General features: G+C 53.6%; 16 protein-coding genes and 1 tRNA gene. 3 read left to right on the top strand and 14 right to left on the bottom strand.

The window, feature by feature from the left end:
* Positions 1 to 4 precede the first annotated feature (4 nt).
* The 5 genes from ACZ5PT_RS06695 to tadA all read right to left on the bottom strand — a co-directional run bounded on the left by ACZ5PT_RS06695 (position 5) and on the right by tadA (position 4,320).
* The gene (locus ACZ5PT_RS06695; RefSeq protein WP_464266035.1) at positions 5 to 1,015 is read right to left on the bottom strand and encodes an ethylbenzene dehydrogenase-related protein; all 1,011 of its coding nucleotides are present in this window, start codon (positions 1,013 to 1,015) and stop codon (positions 5 to 7) included.
* 97 nt (positions 1,016 to 1,112) lie between these two features.
* Entirely contained in the window at positions 1,113 to 2,675 is a 1,563-nt protein-coding gene (locus tag ACZ5PT_RS06690) for a 4Fe-4S binding protein (protein ID WP_464266034.1), read from the bottom strand.
* The gene (locus ACZ5PT_RS06685; protein WP_464266033.1) at positions 2,672 to 3,583 is read right to left on the bottom strand and encodes a DUF362 domain-containing protein; all 912 of its coding nucleotides are present in this window, start codon (positions 3,581 to 3,583) and stop codon (positions 2,672 to 2,674) included. The genes ACZ5PT_RS06690 and ACZ5PT_RS06685 overlap by 4 nt, the downstream gene beginning before the upstream one ends.
* A 153-nt stretch (positions 3,584 to 3,736) precedes the next feature.
* A tRNA-Ser gene (locus ACZ5PT_RS06680) sits at positions 3,737 to 3,824 on the bottom strand.
* A gap of 4 nt (positions 3,825 to 3,828) precedes the next feature.
* Entirely contained in the window at positions 3,829 to 4,320 is a 492-nt protein-coding gene (gene tadA / locus ACZ5PT_RS06675) for a tRNA adenosine(34) deaminase TadA (protein WP_464266032.1), read from the bottom strand.
* Between the two features lie 271 nt (positions 4,321 to 4,591).
* On the opposite strand from tadA, the gene ACZ5PT_RS06670 reads away from it, so the two are divergent.
* From ACZ5PT_RS06670 to ACZ5PT_RS06660, 3 genes are read left to right on the top strand one after another with little or no spacing between them, the layout of a single operon-like run.
* Complete coding sequence (locus tag ACZ5PT_RS06670; RefSeq protein WP_464266031.1) at positions 4,592 to 5,347, top strand: NifB/NifX family molybdenum-iron cluster-binding protein; 756 nt, start codon at positions 4,592 to 4,594, stop codon at positions 5,345 to 5,347.
* A gap of 1 nt (position 5,348) precedes the next feature.
* Positions 5,349 to 6,179, top strand: a complete 831-nt coding sequence (locus ACZ5PT_RS06665; RefSeq protein ID WP_464266030.1) for a 4Fe-4S binding protein — start codon at positions 5,349 to 5,351, stop codon at positions 6,177 to 6,179.
* On the top strand, positions 6,176 to 7,033 hold the full coding sequence (locus tag ACZ5PT_RS06660) for an ATP-binding protein (protein WP_464266029.1): 858 nt from the start codon (positions 6,176 to 6,178) through the stop codon (positions 7,031 to 7,033). Before ACZ5PT_RS06665 ends, ACZ5PT_RS06660 begins: the two co-directional genes overlap by 4 nt.
* Before the next feature lie 89 nt (positions 7,034 to 7,122).
* Here the strand turns inward: ACZ5PT_RS06660 and ACZ5PT_RS06655 are convergent, their stop codons facing one another.
* The 9 genes from ACZ5PT_RS06655 to ACZ5PT_RS06615 form a co-directional block, all read right to left on the bottom strand.
* Positions 7,123 to 7,782: a response regulator gene (locus ACZ5PT_RS06655; protein ID WP_464266028.1), complete on the bottom strand. Its 660-nt coding sequence runs from the start codon at positions 7,780 to 7,782 to the stop codon at positions 7,123 to 7,125.
* A 42-nt stretch (positions 7,783 to 7,824) separates the two neighbouring features.
* Positions 7,825 to 8,043 (bottom strand): hypothetical protein, encoded by a 219-nt coding sequence (locus ACZ5PT_RS06650; protein ID WP_464266027.1) that lies wholly within the window; start codon positions 8,041 to 8,043, stop codon positions 7,825 to 7,827.
* Between the two features lie 671 nt (positions 8,044 to 8,714).
* Entirely contained in the window at positions 8,715 to 9,362 is a 648-nt protein-coding gene (locus tag ACZ5PT_RS06645) for a hypothetical protein (protein WP_464266026.1), read from the bottom strand.
* Between the two features lie 95 nt (positions 9,363 to 9,457).
* Complete coding sequence (locus ACZ5PT_RS06640) at positions 9,458 to 9,697, bottom strand: NifU family protein (RefSeq protein WP_464266025.1); 240 nt, start codon at positions 9,695 to 9,697, stop codon at positions 9,458 to 9,460.
* A 57-nt stretch (positions 9,698 to 9,754) separates the two neighbouring features.
* Entirely contained in the window at positions 9,755 to 10,138 is a 384-nt protein-coding gene (locus tag ACZ5PT_RS06635; RefSeq protein ID WP_464266024.1) for a response regulator transcription factor, read from the bottom strand.
* Between the two features lie 267 nt (positions 10,139 to 10,405).
* Positions 10,406 to 11,830: a sigma-54-dependent transcriptional regulator gene (locus ACZ5PT_RS06630; protein WP_464266023.1), complete on the bottom strand. Its 1,425-nt coding sequence runs from the start codon at positions 11,828 to 11,830 to the stop codon at positions 10,406 to 10,408.
* A gap of 5 nt (positions 11,831 to 11,835) precedes the next feature.
* Positions 11,836 to 15,615 (bottom strand): PAS domain-containing protein, encoded by a 3,780-nt coding sequence (locus tag ACZ5PT_RS06625; protein WP_464266022.1) that lies wholly within the window; start codon positions 15,613 to 15,615, stop codon positions 11,836 to 11,838.
* Between the two features lie 311 nt (positions 15,616 to 15,926).
* Positions 15,927 to 17,144, bottom strand: coding sequence for an L-serine ammonia-lyase, iron-sulfur-dependent, subunit alpha (locus ACZ5PT_RS06620; protein ID WP_464266021.1), 1,218 nt, complete (start codon positions 17,142 to 17,144; stop codon positions 15,927 to 15,929).
* 310 nt (positions 17,145 to 17,454) lie between these two features.
* Positions 17,455 to 24,690, bottom strand: a complete 7,236-nt coding sequence (locus ACZ5PT_RS06615) for a LamG-like jellyroll fold domain-containing protein (RefSeq protein ID WP_464266020.1) — start codon at positions 24,688 to 24,690, stop codon at positions 17,455 to 17,457.
* Positions 24,691 to 24,711: the final 21 nt, after the last annotated feature.

The following is a 24,711-nucleotide window of genomic DNA, read 5'->3' as shown; positions in this document are numbered from 1 at the left end:
ACTATCATTCCCCGGACGGCACCAGCAGCAGGGTCTGTGCATATTTAGAGGCATAATGATCGTAAAGGGTATTGTCCATAATCGACAAACCAAAAGAAACTTCCTGTCCAGGAACGAACTCGATGTCACGCTTCGAGCCGGTCTTCAGCGCGCGCCGCAACAGCAACGTCCAGCGTCCGTCGGCGTAGTGACCGGCGGCGGCGATATCAGCCCGATCGCCAGCGGGGATCTCTGTCAAATACCCGGGAGCGGTCGTTCCTGCCGGGATAAAACCACTGCTGAACGGCTTTCCCTCGACGCTGTAAAGCGGCTGGTCACCAGTCGCAAAAGGCTTTAGGTCTCCATCATTGTGCAGCAACGCTTGAGAATTTTCCCTAAACAGTTCACCAGTCAAATCGCCGTGCATCCCTTCCTGATCGAGGTAGCGATCGTCGGCAAAGGCATAATGCCCGGTCCGTTGGGCCTTCCAGTGCCAGAGATCGAGAATGCCCTCAGATTGCTCCAGCTTCATCCGGCTTTCAGCATGAAACCGTGCCCCCTGCACAGCAAAATCATCCAGATGACAAGCGCGGGCACAACTAAACGGCTTGACTGTCTGCGGGTCGCCCCAGAGAATTCCCAAACCATCCTCCAGGCCGCCGCTGGCCCGCCATGCGGAACCGTCGAATCGCCATTGACGAATTGACTTATCCTCGGTCGGATCGCGCCATGATAACTGCAGGTACAGGTCGCTATCAGTATAAAAAGAGCGGACTGCAACCGGGATCGGTTCCGGTAACGCCGCACCATGATGACAGGATGCGGTGCTGGTGTGCACCGTATCCTGATCGATATCGGGAAAAAGCTCCACCTTGTGCAAACGTCCACCGCCGACACTGACGCTGTGCAAAGGCGCACGCTGCCAGTCTGAAACGGTCGGCGCCGCAGCCAACTTTAGCGAATAGACCTTATCACTGGGAATCTCGCTGCAAGCGAACAAGCTGAGTATCAACAGTAACGGAATAAGTCGCGACAAAAAGTACACCCTCACAGCGGGAAAAGATTCCCATAAAATAGCAAAAAATTGAACCTACAGCAATCACCGCAATAAAAACCAGTGGTTATCCGACCAATCAGCCGTAGCTCCCACTGTTGCCGAGCAGCGATTGTGGGCGGCGGGTCTCTATCTCGTTGATCACCCGGATGGCACTGACCCCGTCCAGTGGACAGCGGGTTTCACAGATTCCACAGCCGATGCACTTGCTGCTGACGACCTGTGGGATTTTGATGCTGCGCGCGACGCCATCGACCAGCAAAACCTTTTCTGTAAAGGTGATCGCCTTTTCACCGGTCGGACAATGCTCTTCACAGACCAGACATTCCTCACCGCGGGCAAATGGCAGACAGCGATCCTTGGCAAAAACCGCCAGCCCGATAACGGTTTTGCGTTTTTCCGCAACCGCAAGGTTCTCGATGGCCCCGGTGGGACAGACCTGTCCGCAGAGGGTGCAATTGTATTCGCAGTAACCGAGCCGCGCCATGAGCAGCGGTGTCCACAAGCCGGTCGCTCCTGCCTCAAACAGCGCCGGGTGCAGCGCCTGACCAATACAGACCTTCATACATTCACCGCAACGGACACACCGCCGCAAGAATTCAGCTTCGGCCACCGCGCCCGGCGGCCGAATCAGGTAGGGATTAAGCTTATAACTCTGCGGCGCTATCCGTGCAACCGGTGCCATCAGCGCCCCGGCAGATAGAGAAACCAGCAGGTCGCGACGCGACAGGTCGATAGAGATCTGCCGCCGCTGACCAGTCAACACGAACTGCACCCGTTGCTGCGGGCAGTAGTCGCTACAATCGAGACATTCGATACATTCACCCGGTCTCTGCCCCTGTTTTGCGACGGCATCCATCCGGCAATCAGTGACGCATTTTTGACAATCGGTACAGAGTCCATCCGGTTGCCGCACCAGCAACGCGCGGCTACTGCAAAGCCCAAGCAGCGCGCCCAAGGGACAAAGATTTTTGCACCAGAAGCGCCGCTCAACCTTTTCCAATAGCAAAATCGTCAGAAACACCAGCAGCGTGAACAGGCCCAAGGTGTAGCTCGGCTGATAAAACGCCATCAGGTTATCGCGCCAGAAGGGGTAAGCAGCATTCAGTGCCGCAGAGGCCAACGGCACATCATGCTGATAAGCCAGATCGAAGAGGCCGTTCATCCCCAGGTTATAGGCCGGGTAGAGGGCAAGGGTCAGAGAACGCAAAAAAATTGCCAACGGATCAAACAGCCCGAGCAGCTGTAGGCCGCCAAAACTGGCCGCCGTCAAACTGAACAGCAGTAGATATTTGACCCGTCGCCAACTGCGCGATGATCGATGTACACCACGACCGGTCAGCTTGCCACTGGCATCGATGCTTGTTCCCAGCGGGCAGATCCAGCCACAGAAAAACCGGCCGAAGATAGCGGTCAGAATCAACAGCACCAGCGCCGGCCAGAGTGATTGCCAACTGAAAGGTCCGGGAGCCGCCAGATCGGCCAGCGCAGCCAATGGATCGAGGCGAAACAGTAGGCTGACCGGATAGGGCAGTTCATCCAGCCCCCGGTATTCGGTCTGCAAAAACAGCCAGAGAAAGCCGAACAGGCAAAAAAGCTGCACCCAGCGGCGCAGTATTTTTTTGGCAGGATTTATTTTCACACCAGTTTAATCCGCGCAAGATCCATCAGACCAAGACCACGCCTGGCTCCAGCAACGATGGTCGGGATCTCATCCGGTCGATAACCGAACAGGGTCGCGGCCTGACTATCGGCAGCGACGATATCGCTCGAAGCAATCAAGGTGTTGCGCCACTGCACATCCTCCAACCGCCCCCCCTGCGGGCCATTTTTCAGCATGATCCGTGTGGCATCAATTATCGTCAGATCAGAATGAACGACCATATTGATATCGGTAACCGCTTCGTCGATGCGCCGATGCAAGCGACCACGATTACCACCGATCACCCCCATGATATTTTTCATCCCCAACGTCAGTTTTGAAATTGAATGGTTTTTGGCCACCGGCAGATTGATAAAGCGGTCCGCCTCAATCGCCGGACGGTAAAACTCCCAGCTGCGCAGCTCACGCCCATCTGCAATCGCAACTTTTTGGTAGGCACGCCGATCCATATGCTCAATCTGCACCCGGTCGCTGCGTAACGCTTCGACCGCAGTCTGAATCCCGCTTTGCTGGTAACAACGGCGCGGATCGTTACAGGTGTTATCAAAAATCTGTACCTGCGCCACGCCAGCCTGCAAACAATGCTCGACCACTGCCTTGACCACTTCGGGATGGGTATTTGCGCCCTGCTCCGGGGTCCGATCCCAACCAATGTTCGGCTTGACCACAACCCGGTCGCCACGAGTAACAAACCTCCCGATACCACCAAGGGCAGCCAAGGTTTCCTTAACCAACAGCGAGATATCCTGGCCCTTGCGCACCGCCATGGTGGTAATTTCTGCAGCTTGCAGCGGGGAAGAAAACAGCTCGAGAACCGGCAAACTACCGATGGCGATAGCACCCTGAAAAGCGCTGCGGATAAACTGTCGACGGTCGAAACTGGACATGCTTGCCTCCACGAAAAAAGCCTTTAAGGAATCCTAATGGAGAGGGGGAGGAATTGCAAGCAGATCAATTTATCTGGACAGATGTGGCAGCAGGAATAAATGAAACAAAAAAAAACGGGAAACTGCCTTTTGGCAGTTTCCCGTTTTAAAGTATGGCGGAGGGGCGGGGATTCGAACCCCGGGTGGCTTACGCCACAACAGATTTCGAGTCTGTCACCTTCGGCCTCTCGGACACCCCTCCATACTTATTTATTGTTTTGTTTTTTCTGTTTTCTTTGCTCCCGTAATGTGCGGAAGAAATTGGTTAGCTGTTCGCTGCACTCTTGCTGCAGCACCCCTTCTCTGACCTGCACCTGATGGTTGAAACGCTCATCGGTTGAAAAATTGTAAATCGAACCGACCGCGCCGACCTTGGGATCGCGACAGCCATAAACCAAATGAGGTATCCGCGCCAGAATGATCCCGCCCATGCACATGACACAGGGCTCTAACGTAACGTACAAGGTGCAATCGATCAAGCGCCATGAACCGAGAAATTCTGCTGCCTGACGGATGGCGATCATCTCAGCATGGGCGGTTGGATCCTGATCAGTTTCGCGCAGGTTGTGGCCGCGACCGATAACCTGACCATCCTTAACCACCAAGGCTCCGATCGGAACTTCCGCCAGAGCTTCCGCAGCAGCAGCTTCCTGCATGGCAAGCTGCATAAAATGCTGATCCTGCTCCAAAGAACTCATCCTAACCCGTCCAGCCTCACCTGACTCTTCATGCGAAGGGGATCTGTTAATATCACGACGAACCTGAAAAAACAAGCCCAAAGTCCCCCCGTCAACCGCGGCGAACGGCCGCACAAGCCAAGGTTTGTGCGGCCTCGACAGCCATCGAGATGAATAAACACGCTTACCACGCTCAGCAACAAAACCGACTTGACAAACAACTCTACTCGTCGATATTGTGCATATGCACATAACAATTGTAGCCCCTAACCTCTGCTTAAGGAGATACCAAATGATTGTTGCCGTAACCGCTCAAGAAGGACGCATAGACTCGCCCGTCGATTCCCGTTTCGGTCGGGCACCGTTTTTTATGATCGCCAATAGTGACACAATGGAAGTTTACGCCCACGACAACGCTAAGGGAGTTGATGCCAGCAACGGCGCAGGAACCGGAGCGGCCCAATTACTTTCTGCAGAAAAGGTGCAAATCGTCTATACCGGAAAGGTCGGACCCAAAGCGGCCGAAGCGCTGGAAAAGGCAGGGATCAAATTCGTCGAGGACGTCAGCGGCAGCGTCGAAGAAGTCCTCTCCAATGCTTTGCGCGACAACGCACCGAGTCAAGCAGCCAACCAACAACCTGAAGTCGAAATACCCCCCGCAGAACCAGTAACAACCGGGGCAATTCGCATGGCGATTCCTGCCGATAGTGACCAAGGCTTGACGGCACTCCGTTCCGGCCACTTTGGCAAATGTGCCTACTACACGCTGGTTGATATTGCCGAGCAGGAGATTGTCACCGTTCAATCGATGAAAAATGGTGGCCATGTCACCGGCGGCTGCCTGGTCCCTGTCCAGTTGCTCAAAGGTTGGAATGTCAACAAAGTCGTTGTCGCCGGGATCGGTGGGCGCCCTCTGGGCGGCTTTTTGCAAGAAGGTATTCAAGTCTATTCTGGACAAGGAGAGACCGTGCAAGAAACCATTACCGCCTACCTGCAAGGACAACTTGGCCCGATCCAACAGGATCAGGTTTGCGGTGGCGGAGCCTAGGGTGATTATTTCAGTGGTCAGTGGCAAGGGTGGTGCTGGAAAAACCACCGTTGCCACGTCCCTGGCGCATATCCTGAGTGCCGATTACTACGATCTTGATGTCGATGCTCCAAATGGCGAATACTTCCTGCAACCTGATTTCTGTGACACCCACATAGTGTCAACGCGCCAACCCAAGATTGACACGACCGTATGCGCGGGCTGCGCCGCCTGTACCCGGGAATGCCGCTTTAACGCCCTTTATAAATTGCTGGACAAGGTTTACCTGAATGAATCCCTCTGCCATAGCTGCAACCTCTGCCGCGAAGTCTGTCCCAGCGGGGCAATCAGCTACCGGGCGACACCGATCGGTGAAATTCGCAGTGGCTTTTCGGCGCGCAGCAACGCCAAGGTGCACATTGGTGATCTGGCCATCGGCTCTACCCGCGCGACAGCTTTGATCCAGCACATCGTCCAACGAATTGATCCACAGAAAACAACCATCATCGATGGCCCACCCGGCAACTCCTGTGCTGCGGTCGCAGCCATCAAGCCGGCCGACCTGGTGGTGGTCGTTGTCGAGCCAACCCCCTTTGGCCTCCACGACATGCGGCAAACCCTGGAGATCCTCGAAAAGATGCAGAAACAGTTGCTTATCCTGGCCAACAAATCCCAGGAAGACCTGCCGTTGACCAAAATACTGGCACAGCGCGGACAGCGGCTCGCCGCATCCATCCCTCTCAAGGCGGAATATCGCAACATCCTGCTGCGCGGGGAGATTCTCAGTCAGACCGCTGGTCAGGTTCGGCAAACGCTGCAACAGGCTCTGGCAAGTCAAGGGCTCTTTGCATGATCCGCCAGACGGTTGTTTTAAGCGGCAAGGGGGGGGCGGGCAAAACATCGATTACGGCAGCCCTGATCCAGCTATTTCCAGAGATAGTGGCCGTTGACGCCGACGTTAACGCCTCCAACCTGCCGATCCTGCTCAAGCCGACCAAGCTCGAAGAAAAAGATTTCTTCGGTATGGATGTCGCCCGCATCGATACCAAAGCCTGCACTCAATGCGGGAGCTGTGCAGAAATCTGTGCCTTTGACGCCATCGACGCCTCAACACAAGCGGATTTCAAGGTGACCGATGGCTGTGAAGGCTGCGCGGCCTGTGCCTGGATCTGCCCTGGCGCAGCAATCAACATGGTTCCCCATCTGGCAGGAAAAACCTACTTGAGCCACATCGACAACGGCCACCTGATCCACGCCGACCTGATCCCCGGAGAAGATAACAGCGGGAAAATGATTGCCGCTATTCGCGCAGAAGCCAGAGAACTGGCCACGGAGCAAAAAATCCAGCAGATCGTGATCGATGGCCCACCCGGCACCAGCTGCCAGGCCATCTCCAGCCTGACCGGCACCCAGCAGGTTCTAGTGGTTCTGGAAGAAAGCCTCAGCGGACTCTCCGATTACCGTCGCCTGGCACAACTGGTGGAACGCTTTCGCCTGCCCCATCGGGTCATCATCAATAAAAGCGGCTCGAACCAACAACTCAGCAGGCAAATAGAGGCCAGTGTGTCCGAATTTAGTGGCGAAATCATTGCCCGAATCCCCTTTGACCCAAAAATCCCCCAAGCCCTCTCGCAGCGACTAACACTGCATGAAATGCCCGAATATCGTCCCATCATAGAAGATGTCTATCGCCGGATACTGAGCTAAACCTTTTCCACCACCAAAACGTAAAAGACCCCGGCAATTTCTTACCGGGGTCCTTACATTCAATATTGCGGTGAAGCGATACTTTAAAATTAGTTCTTTTTGGCTCCGGCATACATGCTCTTGCGGGAGGCATTTTTCGCTGCTTTTTTGGTCATCCCGAACAGATTCATCACCGCCGGCAGCAGTTGCGCAACAACGAGCAGGGCGCAGAAGCCAACGAACAGCAACACCAGGATACCGCTATTGTAAACCTTGCTGGTATCGGCAGCCATAGCTGGGACAGAGAGAAGTACGAGCGACAGAGTAGTGAACAGTGACTTGGCGTTTAACATGGTTTTCTCCTTAAAGGATATGGTGTTGGGCGCGTTAATATGCGCCTGATAAGTTCTGAAAGCACAGTTTACAGCTTGATGTATCTCCTCGCGACCGGCCTCACCGACCGGAGCAAGCGCGTGGTAAAAAATTCCCTCTTTGCGTATTCTGCGCAGCAAGTTGATGGGGATCTCATCGGTGACCAAGATAATTGAGAGATGCCGATTACACTTTCTCAACAAAGGGATCAACTTGGCGATGTGCTGCTCATCGTACTCACCAGCCAACACAATCACCTGGGTTGTCTTATTGAGAATCCCCTCCAGACCATCGGCCACAGAATCCGCCGTCTCTACCTGATAAGCATCATCGCTGAAAATACCGGCCAACTGATCCCGCTCATCACTATTTTTATTTGCAATCAGTAGCCCTTGCATAATTTCCAACCTTTCTACAAAAAGATCCAGTCCGCGAAAAACTTAGTTATGAGCGCGGGATTCCTGCCCAACAAGCCCTTTAACCATACCGATAAGCATCAAAACGGCGGGGACAATCTGAAAAACCAGAATCAGCGCAAAGAATCCGATAAACAGCGAGAGAAGAAATCCACCACTACTACTTGCAACTGTGTCAGCAGCAAAAGCAGATGTGGAACAAGTAAGCAGGGCGATAAGGGCGATGCGCAGAATGTTTTTCATGGTGACCTCCGTAACTATAAATTAACTTGCTGTCTTAGCTTCGTTGTTTCTTGTCTTTCCTATAAAGCAGTGATCGTGCCAACAATGAAAGGCAATTCCACAAACGACCCTAACTTACTGTTTCTGTGCCGCAATGTTTTTCAAAAAGGCTAATATTGTTGCGTTTAGATGCAGTCGATTGTATACGAAAGCCATACACCAGCAACCACTCAATCCGCTAACCTGAACCGAAAGAAAACCCGTAACCAGCTGATAACATATGTGTATTTTGCTTTTCTTGAGGGTGAATAAGAAAAATAATCGGCATAAATATTATATTCATTCCCCCCCTTGACCATGCGCAACTGCCAAGCCAAAAGTGGACCGTTCGTACTGCGCACACTATTCTGTCCGGCCCCTGCCAACAAACGCCCCATGACTCGCTATAAACTTCTGTAGCCGTAACTCTTTTCCATACAAACGAATAACGGGTTACAGGTAAAAGCCTGTAACCCGTCAATTTTAATTGCACACCGCGAGAGATTCGAACCCAGCGATACTCTTCGATGATGCCTTCGCCTCTGCTCTACTGACTTAACCTGAACGCTAGCTTGATTTTTGGCCTGGCTGTGATCGCCGGTCCACATGTTGCTCGGATGCCAATCAGTTCTCAGCCATTGCGGTCTCTGTGTTCAGAATTTTCCGAACTCGCTAGCATCAAGCGGGATCTGCGACTGGATGTTATTGACCGAAGCGGCAGCTGACTCCGGGACCCACTCAATCTTTTGCGCGACCGCTGAAGACGAAGTTCGCTGACTGTTATTCTGCCCCTTCAAGTTAAAGCGCAGCAGCATCTGCCGCATTTGCTCGGCCTGCCCGGAAAGCTCCTCCGCCACGGCGGCGCGAACTTCAGTCGTCAGCTTGTTGGCATGATCTGCGGTGCCAGTTGACTGCAAGGAAACCTGGTTGAGGGGTGCGATCTTCTCCTCCAGAATACGTTCTGATTCTGTAGCTCCCTGCGACAAAGCTTGACCGGAATCGGATCCCTCGTTGCGACCGGAGGCAATCTCATCGGCGAGACAACCCACCGGAACCACAGGTCGGGAAATGGAACGAGCGATCAACAGGGTAGCAACGACCGCCCCCAATGAGAGTAAGGCAAAACCCCCAAGGCACCACTCGAGGGACGTGACTGCGGCCAGGGCTTCTGACCCATCGATCTCGGCCAGCAGTGACCCATTGAAATTTCTGCCCTTGTTGGGGGCATAAGAGAAGGGTAGTGGATTGGTATAGTCGATGATCTTTTTCATTTCCGCCTTGTCCACCAAAGCTTCGCGCACGCCTTCAGTATCGCCCTCCCCCCCCCCCTTAACGGCAGAGTTATCGCTTCGGAATGAACTAAAAACGGGTGAAATTTTACAAGGATTGTCAGCCGCTAGTTTTCAATGACAACTTTTATCCATGGAATATTCTTCTTCAGAGTGGCCTCAATATTGAGCAGTGTTGCGATCCGTTCATGGCGGCATAAACGACAGCTCCCTGAGAGATGGACTTTAATGACACCCATCTTGGTGACCGATAACAGTTCAACATCACTGCCTTTGTTTTGCAGGATCGGACGTTCCAGGCTTAACGCCTTTTCGACCTCTTTTACCAATAAGGCGTGTTCTTCCATTACGGGTTGGCCTCTTGAGTAATTTACCTGTTCCCTAGTAGCGAGCAGCGGAGACGTTCAACACGGAGAGGTGCACAGGCTGGTGATAGCCTGCAGAATGTCCTCCGGCGGACATCTGGTCACCTCGGGAACAGCCCCTTCACAGTCCTCTGGAAAGACGAAGTTCACCCCACTTCCGTGATCAATCGCCAGAATCGGTGGAAAATCAGAAATCGTCCTAAAGGCTTGGATAAAGGCCGCCCCTTCTTTACCGAGCAGACCGTGACCAACAACCAGCAGGTCGAAAGCGACAGACGGTTCGTCGCAAAGAAGGATGCTGTGCAACGCCTCAAGTTCATCGGCTACGGACGTAACGGTGTAGCCCGTCGTCGTCAGCAAAAAGGTGAGTGTCCGGCGAAATTCCGCATTGCTATCAAGAAGAAGTATTTTGGGATTCGGCATAGCACCCCCCTAGGCAGAGAAATCATCGTAACTAAAAGCAGTCACTACCCTTTCCACAATGCAAGCATGCAGCCAAAACGTATAACCGCCTAATACCCCGTAATTAAGTAGGTTTTTATGAAGACAGAAGATTTAGTAATTGACGCCAGACAACAACATAACTTGTAGTTAGGCACAGAAAAGGTGCCAAAAGGCTGCTCGATATGGAGAAGTTAAAAATACAACCAAGGTTGTAGAACAAGTATAGTTGTGACCTTCTGGCGCGTATCAGTCCTGCGATTTTTTCAAGCGCTGACTCAGAGCCTGCTGGGAAACACCAAGGAGTCCAGCGGCAACGGTCTGATTGCCGCCACTGCGTCGCAGCGCTTCGGTGACCAAGAGCCTGGTAGAATCTTTAAGGGTCGGAAGATTTTCGAGGGCTGCGTAAAGGCTGTCAACATCCTCTGCAGACGGCCCCGACACGTCAGCGCAGGGCGCGGGGCCGGAGCAAGGGAAAGCCTTTCGAAATGGGCCTACGGGGAGAGCACCGCGGCGATGAACGCTCACCGCATCGTAGACCATCGCCCGCAACTCACGGACGTTACCGGGAAAAGGGTAGCCCTTAAGGAGGGGAACCAACCCGGAGGTAGAGGCAGGCGTCGCCTTTCCCAGAGATTTTGCCGCCTCGGCACTGAAAAAATCGAGCAACAGGGACAGGTCATCACGCCGTTCCCGCAACGGGGGGATATGAATGTGGTGGCTACAGAGACGAAAATAAAGATCCTTGCGAAACTGACCGACGGCGATCTTGGCCTCCAGATCTTGGTTGGTGGCAAAGACCAGGCGCGCGCTGGTGTGATGCGGAGCATCGCTGCCGACGGGAAAGTATTCCCCTTCCTGCAGCACCCGCAACAGCTTGACCTGGCTGGCCAGACTAAGATCACCGATCTCGTCGAGAAAGAGGGTTCCGTCAGCGACCCGCTCAAGCATGCCACCGCGGGCCCGTTCGGCCCCGGTGAAGGCTCCCCGCACATGGCCGAAGAGGGTGTCGGCAAAGACCTGATCGTCGAGGCCGGCCACGTTGATCGCGACCCAGGGGGCATCCGGTCGTCCCAGGCGGTGGATTGCGCGGGCGACCAACTCCTTGCCAACGCCGCTTTCTCCGGTGATCAGCACCGCCTCACGACTTGGGGCAACCGCCTCAACGTAACGGAAAATCGATTGCATTTTCCGATCCCCGGTGACGATCCGAGCAAAGACTTCCGGATGGTGCAGGCTGGTTCCCAATATCCGACTGGAGAGCTCCTGATTTTCACGCTGCAGCTCGACCACCTCCAGAGCACGGCGAACCCCGGCCATCAAACGCTCTTCTTCGGTGGTTTTGACAAAATAATCAAAGGCCCCCTTGCGCATGCAGGTAACCGCCATCTCCAGTTGGTTCATGCCTGTCAGGATAATCACCGGGGTTCCCGGATGCTCCTGGACAATCAGCGGCAGCAGTTCATCGCCGCCCAGGTGTGGCATGGTCAGATCGAGGAGAATCAGGCTGACAGGTTGCTGCTCTAGAATCCCCATCGCCTCACGCCCGTCGTAACAAGTGATGACGTTGCTGATCCCCACAGCCCCTTTCAGAGCCAGAGCCAAACTGCACAGCCAGGGTTGTTCGTCATCAATCAACAACACCGGCAGGGCCGGATAAAGTCTTTTCTCCATTACACTCAAATCTCCTTACAGACAGGCAGGCTTAGAGTCACGAGCGTCCCTTTTCCGGGTGTTGAAGAAAAGTCCAGGCAACCACCCATCTCCCTGACGATACGGGACGAAACCGAAAGACCAAGCCCCGTTCCACCAACCTCCCGCCTGGTGGTACAGAAGGGTTCAGTGATATGGGAGAGTTGTTCCGGCAAGATTCCCACCCCCTGATCACGAACCTCGACACAGACAGTTCCTGTGCTTTTATCCAGGCGGGTTGAGATACAGACTGCTTTATTTCTCTCTGGCAACGCCTGACAGGCATTGATCAGCAGGTTGACGATGACCTGCTCGATCCCCTGTCGATTGCCCATCACCTTTGGTAAATCCTCGCCGTAGATAGCCTGAAAATTATCCGTCGCTTTTTTTATGTTACTACCTGTCAACCGGACCGTCGCTTGCACAGCATCGTTGAGTACCAGAGGTTCCACTTCACTGCAACGGGCCGGATAAGCAAAGCCCTTCAGATCTTCGACAATCCGGCTGATCCGTTTTGCCCCATCCGCAATCCCGGAAACCAACTGGGGAATCCTATCCCGCAGATCCGAGTAGTCTAGTCGACCCAACGAAAAGTCCCCCTTAGCCAGATAGCGATCTTCCAGGATCTGCTGCACATGCGGCAACATCCAGCTCAACATCGTCGCATTCAATTGAACCAAGGCATTGGGATTGTTGATTTCGTGAGCGACCCCGGCCGAGAGTTCCCCCAGCGAAGCCATACGACTGGCCTGTTCCGCATTCTGCAGCAGGCGGGTTTTTTCGGTCACGTCACTGGCGATCTCGATGACGTTTATCACCTTACCGCCCTCGTCTTTCAGGGGAATGGCCTTGAGGCTCCAGCTGCTGCCATCGCGCTTGGAAAAAGACTTTTCGATGATCTCCCCACTCTGAAACACTTCGACAACCGGGCAGATATTACAGGGCGAGGTGCGATTGTGCCAGGCCGCGTAGCAGATTTCACCGCTCAGAGAAGCTGGTGGCTTGCTCGTTAGAGCCGCAGCCGCCTGGTTGGCCCAGACAATTTTCAAATCAGGGGAAATCAGAACGATCACGTCGGGGATGCCATCTAGCAGGATTTGGAACTCCTGCGAAAGACTTCTAAACTGCTCTTCGCTCTGGCACAACGCCTCCTCGGCCCGTTTACGTTCGGTGATATCGAAGGTCGTCCCCACTATCCGCAGCGGATCTCCGGCCTCATCGAAGAAGACTTCTCCAAGCTCTTGAAGATAGCGAAAGCTACCGTCTACTCGGCGCATGCGATGCTCCAGACGGTAAAGACCACCGCCCGCCAGTGCCTGCTGCACCGCACGATCGGTATCAGCACGATCGTCGGGATGTATTTTTTCGGAAAAGGCCTGGTAATCAGGGGTAAAGGTTTGCGAATCCAGCCCCAACATCCTGAAAATCTCCTCCGACCAGAAGAGCTCTCCGCTTTTTACGTCCCAGTCCCAGTAACCAAGGTGAGTTATCCGTTGCGCCTCCTCGAGGCGGGCCCGGCTCTTTTCCAGAGCCAACTCAACCTGCTTGCGCTCGGTGATATCCAGCGTGGTCCCGACAACCCGCACCGGCTTAGCCATATCCTCGGCAAAGACGACCTCCCCCTGGACATCGAAATAACGCAGACTGCCGTCGTCAAGAATAACCCGGTGTTCCAGACGATAATCACGCTCCCCGCCCAAAGCCCGATCGAAAGCCTGCTGCAGGGCGGCCTGATCTTCGGGATGGATGAGTTCGAAAAGTTTTGCCGCCGAGGGGGTAAATTCCTGGGGATTATGCCCGACCAGACGATACATCTGGTCGGACCAGGAAATTTCGCCGGTTTCCAGATTCGACTCCCAGCTCCCCACGCCGGCAATCCGCTGAGCCTCAACCAGTCGGGCCCGGCTTTTCTCCAGCTGTTCTCGATAGAGATTGCGCTCGGTGATGTCCATATGGGTTCCGACCATGCGCAGAGGACGACCAGCACAATCGAAGCCAACCACCTTGCCGCGAGAGAGTATATTAATGACCTCGCCCGTCTTGGTGAGCATTCGAAACTCGAGCTCAAAAGGCCTGCCGGTCTGAATCATCGCCTTTGCCCTGGCGACGGACTCCTCCCGGTCAGCGGGATGCAGGAGCTTGGCGAAGGTCTCGAAAGAAGGAGGTAGCTCATCCGGCTGGTAGCCGAGCATGGTGTAGTAACGGGGGCTAAAATAGACCACGTCACTTATCAGGTCCCAGTCATAAACCCCCTCGTTGGAGACCTGCAGGGCCAACGCCAGCCGCTCCTCGCTGTCCTGCAGACTCTTTTGCGCCGCCTTGCACTCGGAGATATCCTGGACCATGACAACCGACCGGATCGGCACGCTTTCGCTGTTGTTAAGATAGGCGACTGAAACCCGCCCCCAAATCGTGGACCCGTCTTTGCGCAGATAGCGCTTTTCCATATCAAAAGAGCGCCGCTGTCCCGCCTTAGCCGCATCGATCAGCTGCCCGGTTATCTCAAGATCCTCTGGATGGGTCACTGCAGCCACACTGAGCTGCTGCAACTCGTCCCGATTGTAACCGAGGAACCGGCACAGCGCCGGGTTGACATGCTCAAAGTTGCTGCCGGAGGTAAAGGTCGCCATACCGACCGCCGAGCTCTCGAAAATTGTCCGAAAGCGCTCCTCGCTCTCGCGCAGGGCCATATCGGTGCGCTGCCGGGAGATGGCGTTGCCGAAGATCTCACCCACAGTTTTAAGCCGGTTCAGGGTGTCGTCGTCCCAGTCCCTGTGCGCATGCACGCCGTCAAAGCCGAGTAGACCGATCTGCTGCTCGGCCAGGTAGATCGGCACCACGAGCAGGGTGCGGATGCCGAGCTGCTGCCAGGCCTCCTTTTCCGCCCGCGCCTCGGAGGGCAGATCGGCGATCCGCGGCACCAAAAGCCCCTTTTGACTGGTGATGTTTTCCAGATACCAGGGCAGGCTGCTCAACCTGAGTTTCTGCTTAGTCTCCCGGCTCGGCGGAACATCCTCGGCACACCACTCGTGGGTACAGCTCGAATGCTCGCCGTCGGGGGTGCGCAGAAAGACATAGCTGCGATCCGCGCCGATAGACTCGCCGAGTTCGCGCAACGCCAGATCTATAACTTGATCAATCTGCTCAGAAGGAAGCTGAACGAACCGGGTAGAGATTGTAGCGATGAGCTTTTCGAAGGATTCCCGGTATTCCAACTCCTTTTGTGCCTGAAGATAATGCAACCGCTCCAGTCCCAGAGCGGTGAGCATGTTCAGAAACTGGGAGTAAAAGGCGAGGAGCTCCTCAACCCGCTGACGGGAGAAGATCGGTACCCGCTGCAACGCCTCGAGGTAGTCTCCCTCGTCAAAGCCGTGTTCCTGGGCCTGAGCGCGGAAAAAATCTTCGTCGGGAGCCTGATAGAGGAACTGACCAAGGTACAGGGTGGCGAGATGTTCATCTTCGATAATGACCGGCATGGCGACATCGGCCATGCCGTTTTGACAGATGTATTCGATGTAGCCACAGGAAGGCATTTCAATATCGCCATTCAAGTAGCGATCGATAGAGGCGTCGCTCTCCCAACAGCGCTGAGCAGCCACCGGATGCTGACGATGAAACTTGAGACAGATGTCCTGCCAACCCGCCGTCAGTAACAGCGTCCCATCGACAGCGACCATCCCCACCGGAATCCCCGCCGCTACGTACAGGTTTTCCATCATCGCCTGGACGGCGGGGAGATCGATCAGGTCAGACAGTTGGTACCGCATGTTCCCTATCCTTAACAAACAGCAACGGTGAGTCTCAATAACGTTGGGTGAGCAAACAGGCAGCCCGCATGACCGGCAGTTTCAAGCGGCAGACAGGATAATGGCATGAGATGGTTTTATCATTTTCTGCAGAAATGTGAAATGCTCATATTTAAGCGCAGAATTGAAACGGCGCTTGGCCGTATGCAGAGCGTCCGGCTCTTTTGAACGATTCAGCGAAAAGGCACTTTGCCGCTTCGGGAAGATAAAAAATCCCCGCCCCTGCCGTGGCCGATCACTTCATTGATAGCGATTGAGGCAGACAACGAAGTCTAATCCTTTTTCCGCTTGCGGAAGGCCTCGGCAATCCCACCGGCGGCGGTTTCCCGGTAGAGCGACGGCAAGGCCTGACCCGTCTCTTTCATCACCGCGGTAATTTCATCAAAGGTAATCTTGTGTTCACCGCCGGATAGCAGTGCGAAGTGACAACAACTCAGGGCCCTGGTCGCCCCATGCGCATTGCGCTCAATACAGGGGATCTGCACCAAACCATTGACCGGATCGCAGGTCAGTCCAAGGTGATGCTCCAGTCCCATCTCGGCAGCATATTCGATCTGTCGCATCGACCCACCATGCAACTGGGTCGCCGCAGCAGCCGCCATAGCGCAGGCGGTCCCGACCTCCCCTTGACAGCCAACCTCAGCACCGGAAATCGAGGCGTTGTGCTTTACCAGATTGCCAACCAGACCGGCGGTTGCCAAGGCCCGCAGGATATCCTCCCGGCTACATTCAAGGGTTTCGTGCAGATAACGCAACACCGCGGGCAGGACCCCGCTCGCTCCGCAAGTCGGAGCGGTAACAATGACCCCACCTGAGGCATTTTCCTCCGAGACGGCAAGAGCATAGGCCCAAACCTGAGCGTGAAGCTTGATATGAGGACCATAGAGCGAGGATTTACGGTAAAAAGCATGCGCTTTGCGAGCGACACCAAGGCCGCCAGGGAGCACGCCAACATTTTGCAGACCACGCTCAATAGCTTTGGACATGACCTGCCAAACCTCATCCAGATAGTCGAAAAAGTCATCATCTTCGCGAGAAAGCACATATTCCCAACAAGACTCACCGGTCTCGACAGAATGCTTAAGAATGTCCTCCATGTAGTGGAGATCGTAAACAGGGCGGGCGGGATCCGGCAGCTCCCCTTTGTTTGGATCGAGCAAAGCCCCCCCCCCGACACTATAAACGTCCCAAGCGGCAAGCAGATCACCACCAGCGGAAAAAGCCTCAAAGCGCATTCCGTTCGGATGTAATGGCAGCAACTTTTCTGGCGCCCAGATCAATTCGACAACATGGGACTGAAAAACATCTTCCAGTGCCTTATCAGTCAAATGCCCGCGTCCGGTGCCCGCCAGACTGCCGAACAGGGTCACTTTATATTTTGCCGCATCCGGCTGCCGGCGCAGAAAATCTTCGGCAGCAATGCGTGGAGCCATGGTGTGACTGCTGGAAGGACCGGTGCCGATGCGATACAGATCACGTATTGATTCCATCTATTTTTAATCCGTTCGAAGTGTTGCTACAGAAACAGCACTGTTTTAGCCATGGACGAAAGTATCCAACCTTCAGCGAAGCAACTGAGACGAAAAGACGTCCTCAACAAACCTTGTTCTAAATAGTACCGTAAAATAAGAGATGATTTCCTGCAAAAATGATCAAGAAAAAAAGGCGCAGCGCTATTTATCCAGAGGAATTTAAAGAAAATAAGTTTAGAGGCCACCGACAATGACTTGTGCCCCGAAGGGGCAGTCCGTCTCATAGATAGTCTGAGACGGACGTTTGAACGTTCCGAATAACCACGCCCTATGGGCAATTACCGACACCAGAATCGGCTTCGCAGCGGGCCTGCACGTCTCCGGGCTGCAGAACAAAATCATAGAGGGCGACATTGTCCATTGATCCGTAATAGTAATTATTAGCGTTAGCCTGACCGAAATGAAAATCACTGCCATCGGAGAGTGCATTGGTTCCTAAAATAGAAATATCAATCTGGCTTTCATACTGGCCATTCTTATAGACCTTCATGACATGGTTGGTCCGGTCAATAGTCCAGACAAAATGGCCCCACGTGCCACGCGGAATGCTGCTTGCGTACAAAGATATGCGGTGCGGATATTCCCAAACCGGATCATTAAAAACTTCAGTCCCGTCATTGAGGTATAAACCTGGCGGTACCGGTGCATCAGCTGTCACCCAGTGGGCGACACCGAAACCAGCTTCAGTCCAAGGAGTCCCTTTGCCTAAACTCCATGTAGGATTTATGGCCCCAGTCGGGAATTTTAGCCAGGCAGAGATGCTGAAATCGCCAGTTCGGTTATTTAAGACATTCGGCACGGTAGAAACCTGAGTCGTCCCTTGAAATTTTAGTCCGCCAGTACCAGCGACCCCTTCATTGGCATCAAAGAAGGCAGTCCCGCTGATGGTACCGTCATTATTTCCCGTCTCATCGATTGCGCTGCTCGAGCCGGGAACATTATTCATCATCCACAAGCCGACATAATCACAGACGTTGCCTACGCCATCAGCATCGAGATCAGCCTGATCTGGGTTATAATCAAGCACGCAGTTATCGACGTTATCAATCACCGTGTCGTTATCAAGATCAAGCGAAGCGCATGGACCCACATCTATGCACCGTTGCCGTACCTCTGTTTGCGTCAAGGCCTTACCGTGGATTGCCACCTCATCGACGGTACCAGCAAAAGCTCCGTATCCACCACGACCTAGCCAGGTTGGAGCAAACACGTTTGTCTTCAGCGAGGTCAGGCCAGTGTGGACCTGAACGCCATTTAAGTAGATCCGTGGTTGTTTATCAGAATAACTGATGACGACATGATTCCAGCCTGTCCCCAACTGCGGCTGCATCGGACTTTTGGCGGCAGGATCGTAAACCGCTAATGGCGGCATATACCCAGCACTATGTTCATACACGGAAATCCCGTTAGTTCCCATCGAGATTCCAGCACCGGCGTCAGTGCCGGCGGCAAAAGTGGGTTCAAACAGATACTTCTGACCGCTGGTACCACCGGTTCCAACAGTCGCTTCAAGATCCGTAGCCGCTGAAATCTGGTGTGTCGTGGTCGCCTTGACCATTGCCTCGATGGCGAAGTCATTGGCTGGTTTTCCGGCGGCGTAACTCCAGATTACGTCATCATCCACGCCATCAAAAAGCAGGCCCTGACCGGAATAACCAGTGGTCCAGGTGGTTCCGTTGCGAATGGTGCCATCATTACTACCGACTGAATCCGAGGCGACGGTGCCGCTGCCTTCCTCGAAATGGTACATGGTAACCACACTGGTGGTCGTAAACATCGTATCTGCAGACAAGGCTGACCATTGTTCTTTGTCATCTTGATAGCGAGCTCGCCAGTAATAAACTTGACCTAAGTCCAGGAGCACAGGAACGACGTAGCTCGTTGAGGCGGCAACGATACCGCTGTTATGGACTATTCCACTGACAAAATCGTCGCCACTGGCGGTGCTCACTTGCCACACGCTACCGAGATGGGTGTCACCGACGTCAGTGTCGAGGAAGGCCTCTGCGCTAAGCGTCGGTTGCCGATCCACATCTACGGCACCGGCTGCTGGTGAAATATGTACCGGCGTATTCGGTATGACATTATCGATCAGTGTAAAGCTGGCTTCCGCGGAGTAAGCCGACCACGATCCAAGCTGATCTTGATAACGAACCTTCCAGTAGCAAGTCGTTCCTTTCGTCACAGAAACGGCAGGAACATGAAGATTGCTTGCCTCATTCGCGCCGCTGTCATACAGCAGGTTATCGATAAACGCCGCGCCAGAAACAGAACTGAGTAACCACTGGCTGGATTGGTGCGTATCGGCGGCGTCTGCGTCTACAAAGGCAGATGCAGTCAAGACTATCGGTTGTGGAACATCAATTTCGCCATTTGTCGGCGTTGCAATAGCTGGGGTGTCGGGAGCAGCATTAACGACCGTAACCGTCTTATCTGCGGCAGGAGTACCGGTTGCAGCTGATCTTGCATCTGAGGCGTTGAAGCGATACTTCAGTATACCGTCTCCGGTGTATGGCAAGATCATGCTGTAGGTATACAGCTTCCCGTCCGTGTAATCGACATCGCCGCTATCCACTGCGGTCATGGAAAATTTTTCATCTGCCGCATAGGTGTCATTGTCGTCAGCGTCTATCCAAACCTCGATAGGCCATGGTGAGTCATTGTCGATATCTGTATATTCAACGCGGAAAGTGAAGTTGCCGAGTTGCGCTCCGCTGTCAGGATCGACACCGTCGGTCGTGTAGTTGCTCTCGCCGGTCCAGGTCAGGGTCGGCACAGCCGGTCCCGAGAGTCTGACATTTGCGCTGAATGCCGAGGTTCCTTTATAGGGACCGGTCGTGGTGACTGTCACCCAATCACCGTAACTTATACCGGCTCCTGAAATATCGACATCGAGCGTGATTTCTCCGATCGGAACTACCGCTGACGTAATAAATGTCTTGCCCTCACCGTATTCGGTCCCACCGAAATCAGCGAGAAAGACCTCAACGGTATCAGCAGAAGGCGCATCCCAGCCGCCGGAAACATTGCTTACGCTTAGCGTTGTTGTGGTCACACTCTCTATGACAGGTCGATCGATGGCGCCGTTGCCGTCGGTATTCAGGTAGATAGCGTCATCCGCAGTGTCATCACCATTATTGTAGAATGAATTTCTGCTGAACTTATGGTAATCCGAATAATTACCGACACTATCGAATGTGATTCCATATTGGTTCATGTTGGCAATAACGTTTCCAGCTTCATCCGCACCACTACCACCAACAGCCAGGCCATTGAAAGCTCCGATCCTGAGTCCTACGCTACCGGTAAAAACCTCATCCTGCTCAGGATTGGTTCCGATAAAGTTGCCATGAATATCGGTCGCAGAATCTTGCGAATCCTCGATCCATATCCCATTGGTGTTTGCGCCGATAACATTGCTATCTCTGAGATCCGTGTCAGAGCTGGCAACCGAAGGTCCGCCGATCAGATGGCCTCGTCCTCCAGTATTGATGCGTATGCCGGACACCGGTCCAGCAACATCAGTCCAGCTACCGCCCTCATAGACAACACCAATTTGATTGCCTTGAATAACCGCATCGCCGGCGCTTGAATTCATCGTGATGCCATAACCCGAGCTGAGAAGAATGTTATCTAAAATCTGAGCGTTCATTCCGACGCCACCGACATAAACTGCAGTTCCGTTTGCGCATAATGTACCGTTCGGATAACGGCCGAAGGTATTATTGGCGATGAGCGCATCGCTTCCGCTGAGCATAATTCCATAATTTGAGCATGCAGAATAATTGCCGTTATTGACAATAGCTCTTATATTATCAAGGTCAAGATCAACTATATTTGGACCAGAGCCGTAACCTAAAGAATTCGAGTAAAAACCAAACTGACAAGATTCAATCGCGGTATCATCGCCCATACTGAAAATTCCCGTGCTGAACCCTGTGAACTGCATCCCTCTTACCGTGACCGAGCGTCCAGATATAGCGAGGCCCTTATTAACGCTGCCGCCGGCCTTGTGCACTCTGATTTCCGGGCCATTCGGATTCGTATCACCACGCAAGACAGTCTGCGAAGTACCATCGATGACAGTGCCATGCCAGATCCACGGTTCCGCAGTTGTTCGATTAATCACTGCGACGCCGTTGGTCAGTAACCCTGCCGGGATATTGAACCAGACGGCACTGTTAATTATCGCCTGTGAATCGACTCCCGTCTGATAATAACTGCCGGCGCCCGAATCGTTGGTGTTGGTAATGATAAAGGGTGGACTGACATTGAAGTCATTGTCTGAATCGTCCGTCCCCTCATTGCCAGCCTTGTCTCGGGCAGCTATGCGGATTCTGGAATAATGTGTTATCGCTTCAGTGATGTTCCAATCATAAGAGCCATCGTTAGCTTCTGCGCTGGCAAGTGTTTTTGACCATGTCGTGCCGGAATCCGCAGAATAGCTTATGTAAATTGGATTGACGCTAAGGTTAAGATCACTGATATCGGTACTATCCCACGCAATCGCCTCACTACTGCCTTTTTCCCAAAAATCTGCCAAGTAGCGAGTGGCATGGCCATTAGGCACGCTCAGGGTGTCGGTTTGGATATCTGGGTCTAGCGTATCCAATATAATAGTGTTGCTCTTATCTCCTGACTCACCTGCACCATTTTTAACCCGGCCATAAACGGTTCTTGTGCCGTCTCCGGCGGTGAGATCGTAGTTGTAACTAGAATTGAATGCGATCCAGCCGGTAGAATTGACGCTAAAGCCGGAATCCTCGGCCAGCATCATCTGGGTGGGGTTCTTGGCAACGGACAGGGTCACCGCGACAGACTGGCTGTTGCTGTAGCCGACCTCAGCCGCGGCCGGATCTGCACTGTTGTTGTCAGCCAATGATATGCTGGCAAGTACCGGCGTCACCGAGTCGATGGTGAAATCAACATCGGACTGGTCAGAGCCCTGATTGCCTGCCTTATCGGTCGCGATCAGCTGCACCTGGACGGTTGCAGTTTCCTCCACCGCCACACTCCAGGGATAGGTGCCGTCGTTGGCCTCGTCGCTGGCAATCTCGTTGGGGAAGCTGGAACCACTGTCGGTCGAATAAGCCAGGGAAACCGGGCTATCCTTCAGATTAGCGTCGCTGATCTCCCCCGGAGTCCAGATGATGTTCTCGCTGGCGTCCTGAATCCAGGTCTCGGCACCGTTCGGTGCGGTCAACGCACTGCTGCCGACTACCGGATCGGTGCCATCCACGACGATGGTTGCGCTCAGGGAGGCTGACTGGCCATCGCCGGACTTGATTTTGCCGTAGACCGTTTTGCTCCCCTCGCCGGCGCTCAAGGCATAGGTGTATGTCGAGTTAAAGGCGACCCAGCCGGTCACGTTGCTCGAAAAGCCGAAATCCTCGGCAAATTGCATGTGGGTCGGCGTGGTTCCGCTGTTGCTAAGGGTGACGGTCACCGACTGGCTGTTGGTATAACCGGTATTAGCTGCAGCCGGATCAGCGCTGTCGTTATCAGCTAGGGAAATACTGTCCAGGGTCGGTGGATGGCCCCGGTAGTACTTGGTGTCTACGGCATGGCAGGCCACCGAGCAACGATCATCATAGGAACCACCGGCTCCGACCTGGCCGTAATCGCCGACACCGTCGCTGCCCCAAACGATTTCAAAATCGCTGTGGGTCATCCTCTTGGTGGCGTTGCCGCCGAGTGCGTCTCCGTGTGGGTTATGGCAGGTAGGACAGGAAAAAAAAGCGGTGCCCTGGTTGGGCCCTTCCGAATGCCACCAACTGGAATTCGCATCGGCCAGGTGGTCCCAGTGGATATTAGTCGGCGCGGCCCCATAACCAGCAGCGTCCGTATTGCGAAACCCGGTAGTAATACTCGCCGCACTCTTGTAGGGGTTGCTCGTGCAGCCATAAGCTCCTGCGGCCCTGGTATCACTGAGCAATGCTTCTTCGCTGTGGCAGGAAAAACAGAGACGATAGTTGTCGGGAGTGTAAGTCGCGCATGAGATTCCACTGCCAGGGATATTCATCGGGTCCTGACCGCCGACGTCAATCAGCCGGTACGCGTCTTTGTAGTTATTGGAGGCCTCGGCGTAGGTTTTCTTACCATCAAAATTATGACTCATGGTCAATCCATGACACGCATCGCATTGCAAAGCGAAGGCACCGTGCCCTGACTGGTAATACCCATAGATGTCGTTATCACCGGCTACATCTGGCGCTTGATAACCACCCAGCGTCGATCGACCTGAATCATGGCACGAGATGCACCATAGCTCTTTACCGGCAGTTAATGACTCGCCGGTATAAACGCCTGTGTCCCAGTTGTCCTTCGCGCCGACTGCAGCGCCTACCACGCCATTTACAGGGCCTTCTATACTGTGACATCTGTCACAGACATTTGTTTCAGCAAGATTGAGTTTTCCATCACCATTAAAATCGACGCTGAGAGGAACACCGCTAAAGTCATCGTCTTTAAAATAAGGGAAATTAGTGACGTCATGACAGGTTCCACAGCCGAGTATCGGTCCTTTTAGATCATCTGCATCACCCTCGGTATGCGTAGAATGGCTTAGAAAACTTCCGCTTCCGGCACTGAATTCTCCAGGACTGTATTCATAGTTGGCATCGTGACCGTGACAAGTTTCACAGCCTGTACCATTGCCGCCATGTCTGAAACCGTCATTATGCCTGTGACAAAAGATACAATCTTCGCCATTGTAATGACTCGTGTCTCCGCCGCTATTGTCTGCCACATTGTAGTTGTGGAACTTGTTTTGACTGTGGCAGACCTCGCACGCTCGATCTGACACCAAATGACCGTCCGAATCATCGCCAAAACCCAATACCCCATCTTGAGTGTCGGTAAAGGAAACGCTGACACTGGTATCCGCAGGTCCGCTCCAAGCGGAACCATCTGGGGTGGTGATGGTTTCTTTTATAAATTTGATGTTAGCTGAGCCCTTGCCATGGCAGGTCTGGCAGGTAAATTCACCATACTGCTTATTGGCAACGCCCCAGGAACCTCCCCATTTGGGAGAGCCGGTGGAAAGAGAATTGTGGACATGGGGATCATAGGGGGTCAGACCAGTTTGGGTTCGAACTTGCTCGACGGGTGAATTGTCGGCATCCTGCCAAGTCAAACGAACCTGGTAAAGCGCTCCATTGGTAAGCCCGGAGATCGTATAGGCATAAGGATTTGCAGAGTGAACAAACTGGTTGCTGCCGAGAAGGGTTTCCCAGTCGCCACCGTCCTCGTCCCATTCGATAAGGAGGGTGTTGTTAGCGTTGTCGTCCCCGCTGTAGGGAGCGATGATTTTTAACTGCTGATTGAGGAAAGAAACACTGAGGTATCCCTGAGAGGTGGCGTCTGCCGCCAGGCTTGCCGTGGAGAAGGACAGCAGCAGGACGAGAGAAAAGATCAGCAGGAGCGACCGAAAACCAATCCGCTTATAAGAGAATCCATAGTCAAGTTGCTGTCTTGCCTGGATCCTCTCTTTCAGCACATTCATCCCTCTCCGAAATATTAGAAC

The sequence above is a fragment of the Desulfuromusa ferrireducens genome (assembly GCF_055389805.1).
The sequence above is the reverse complement of the archived record's forward strand: the minus strand, read 5'-3'. Positions and strand labels throughout refer to the sequence as shown.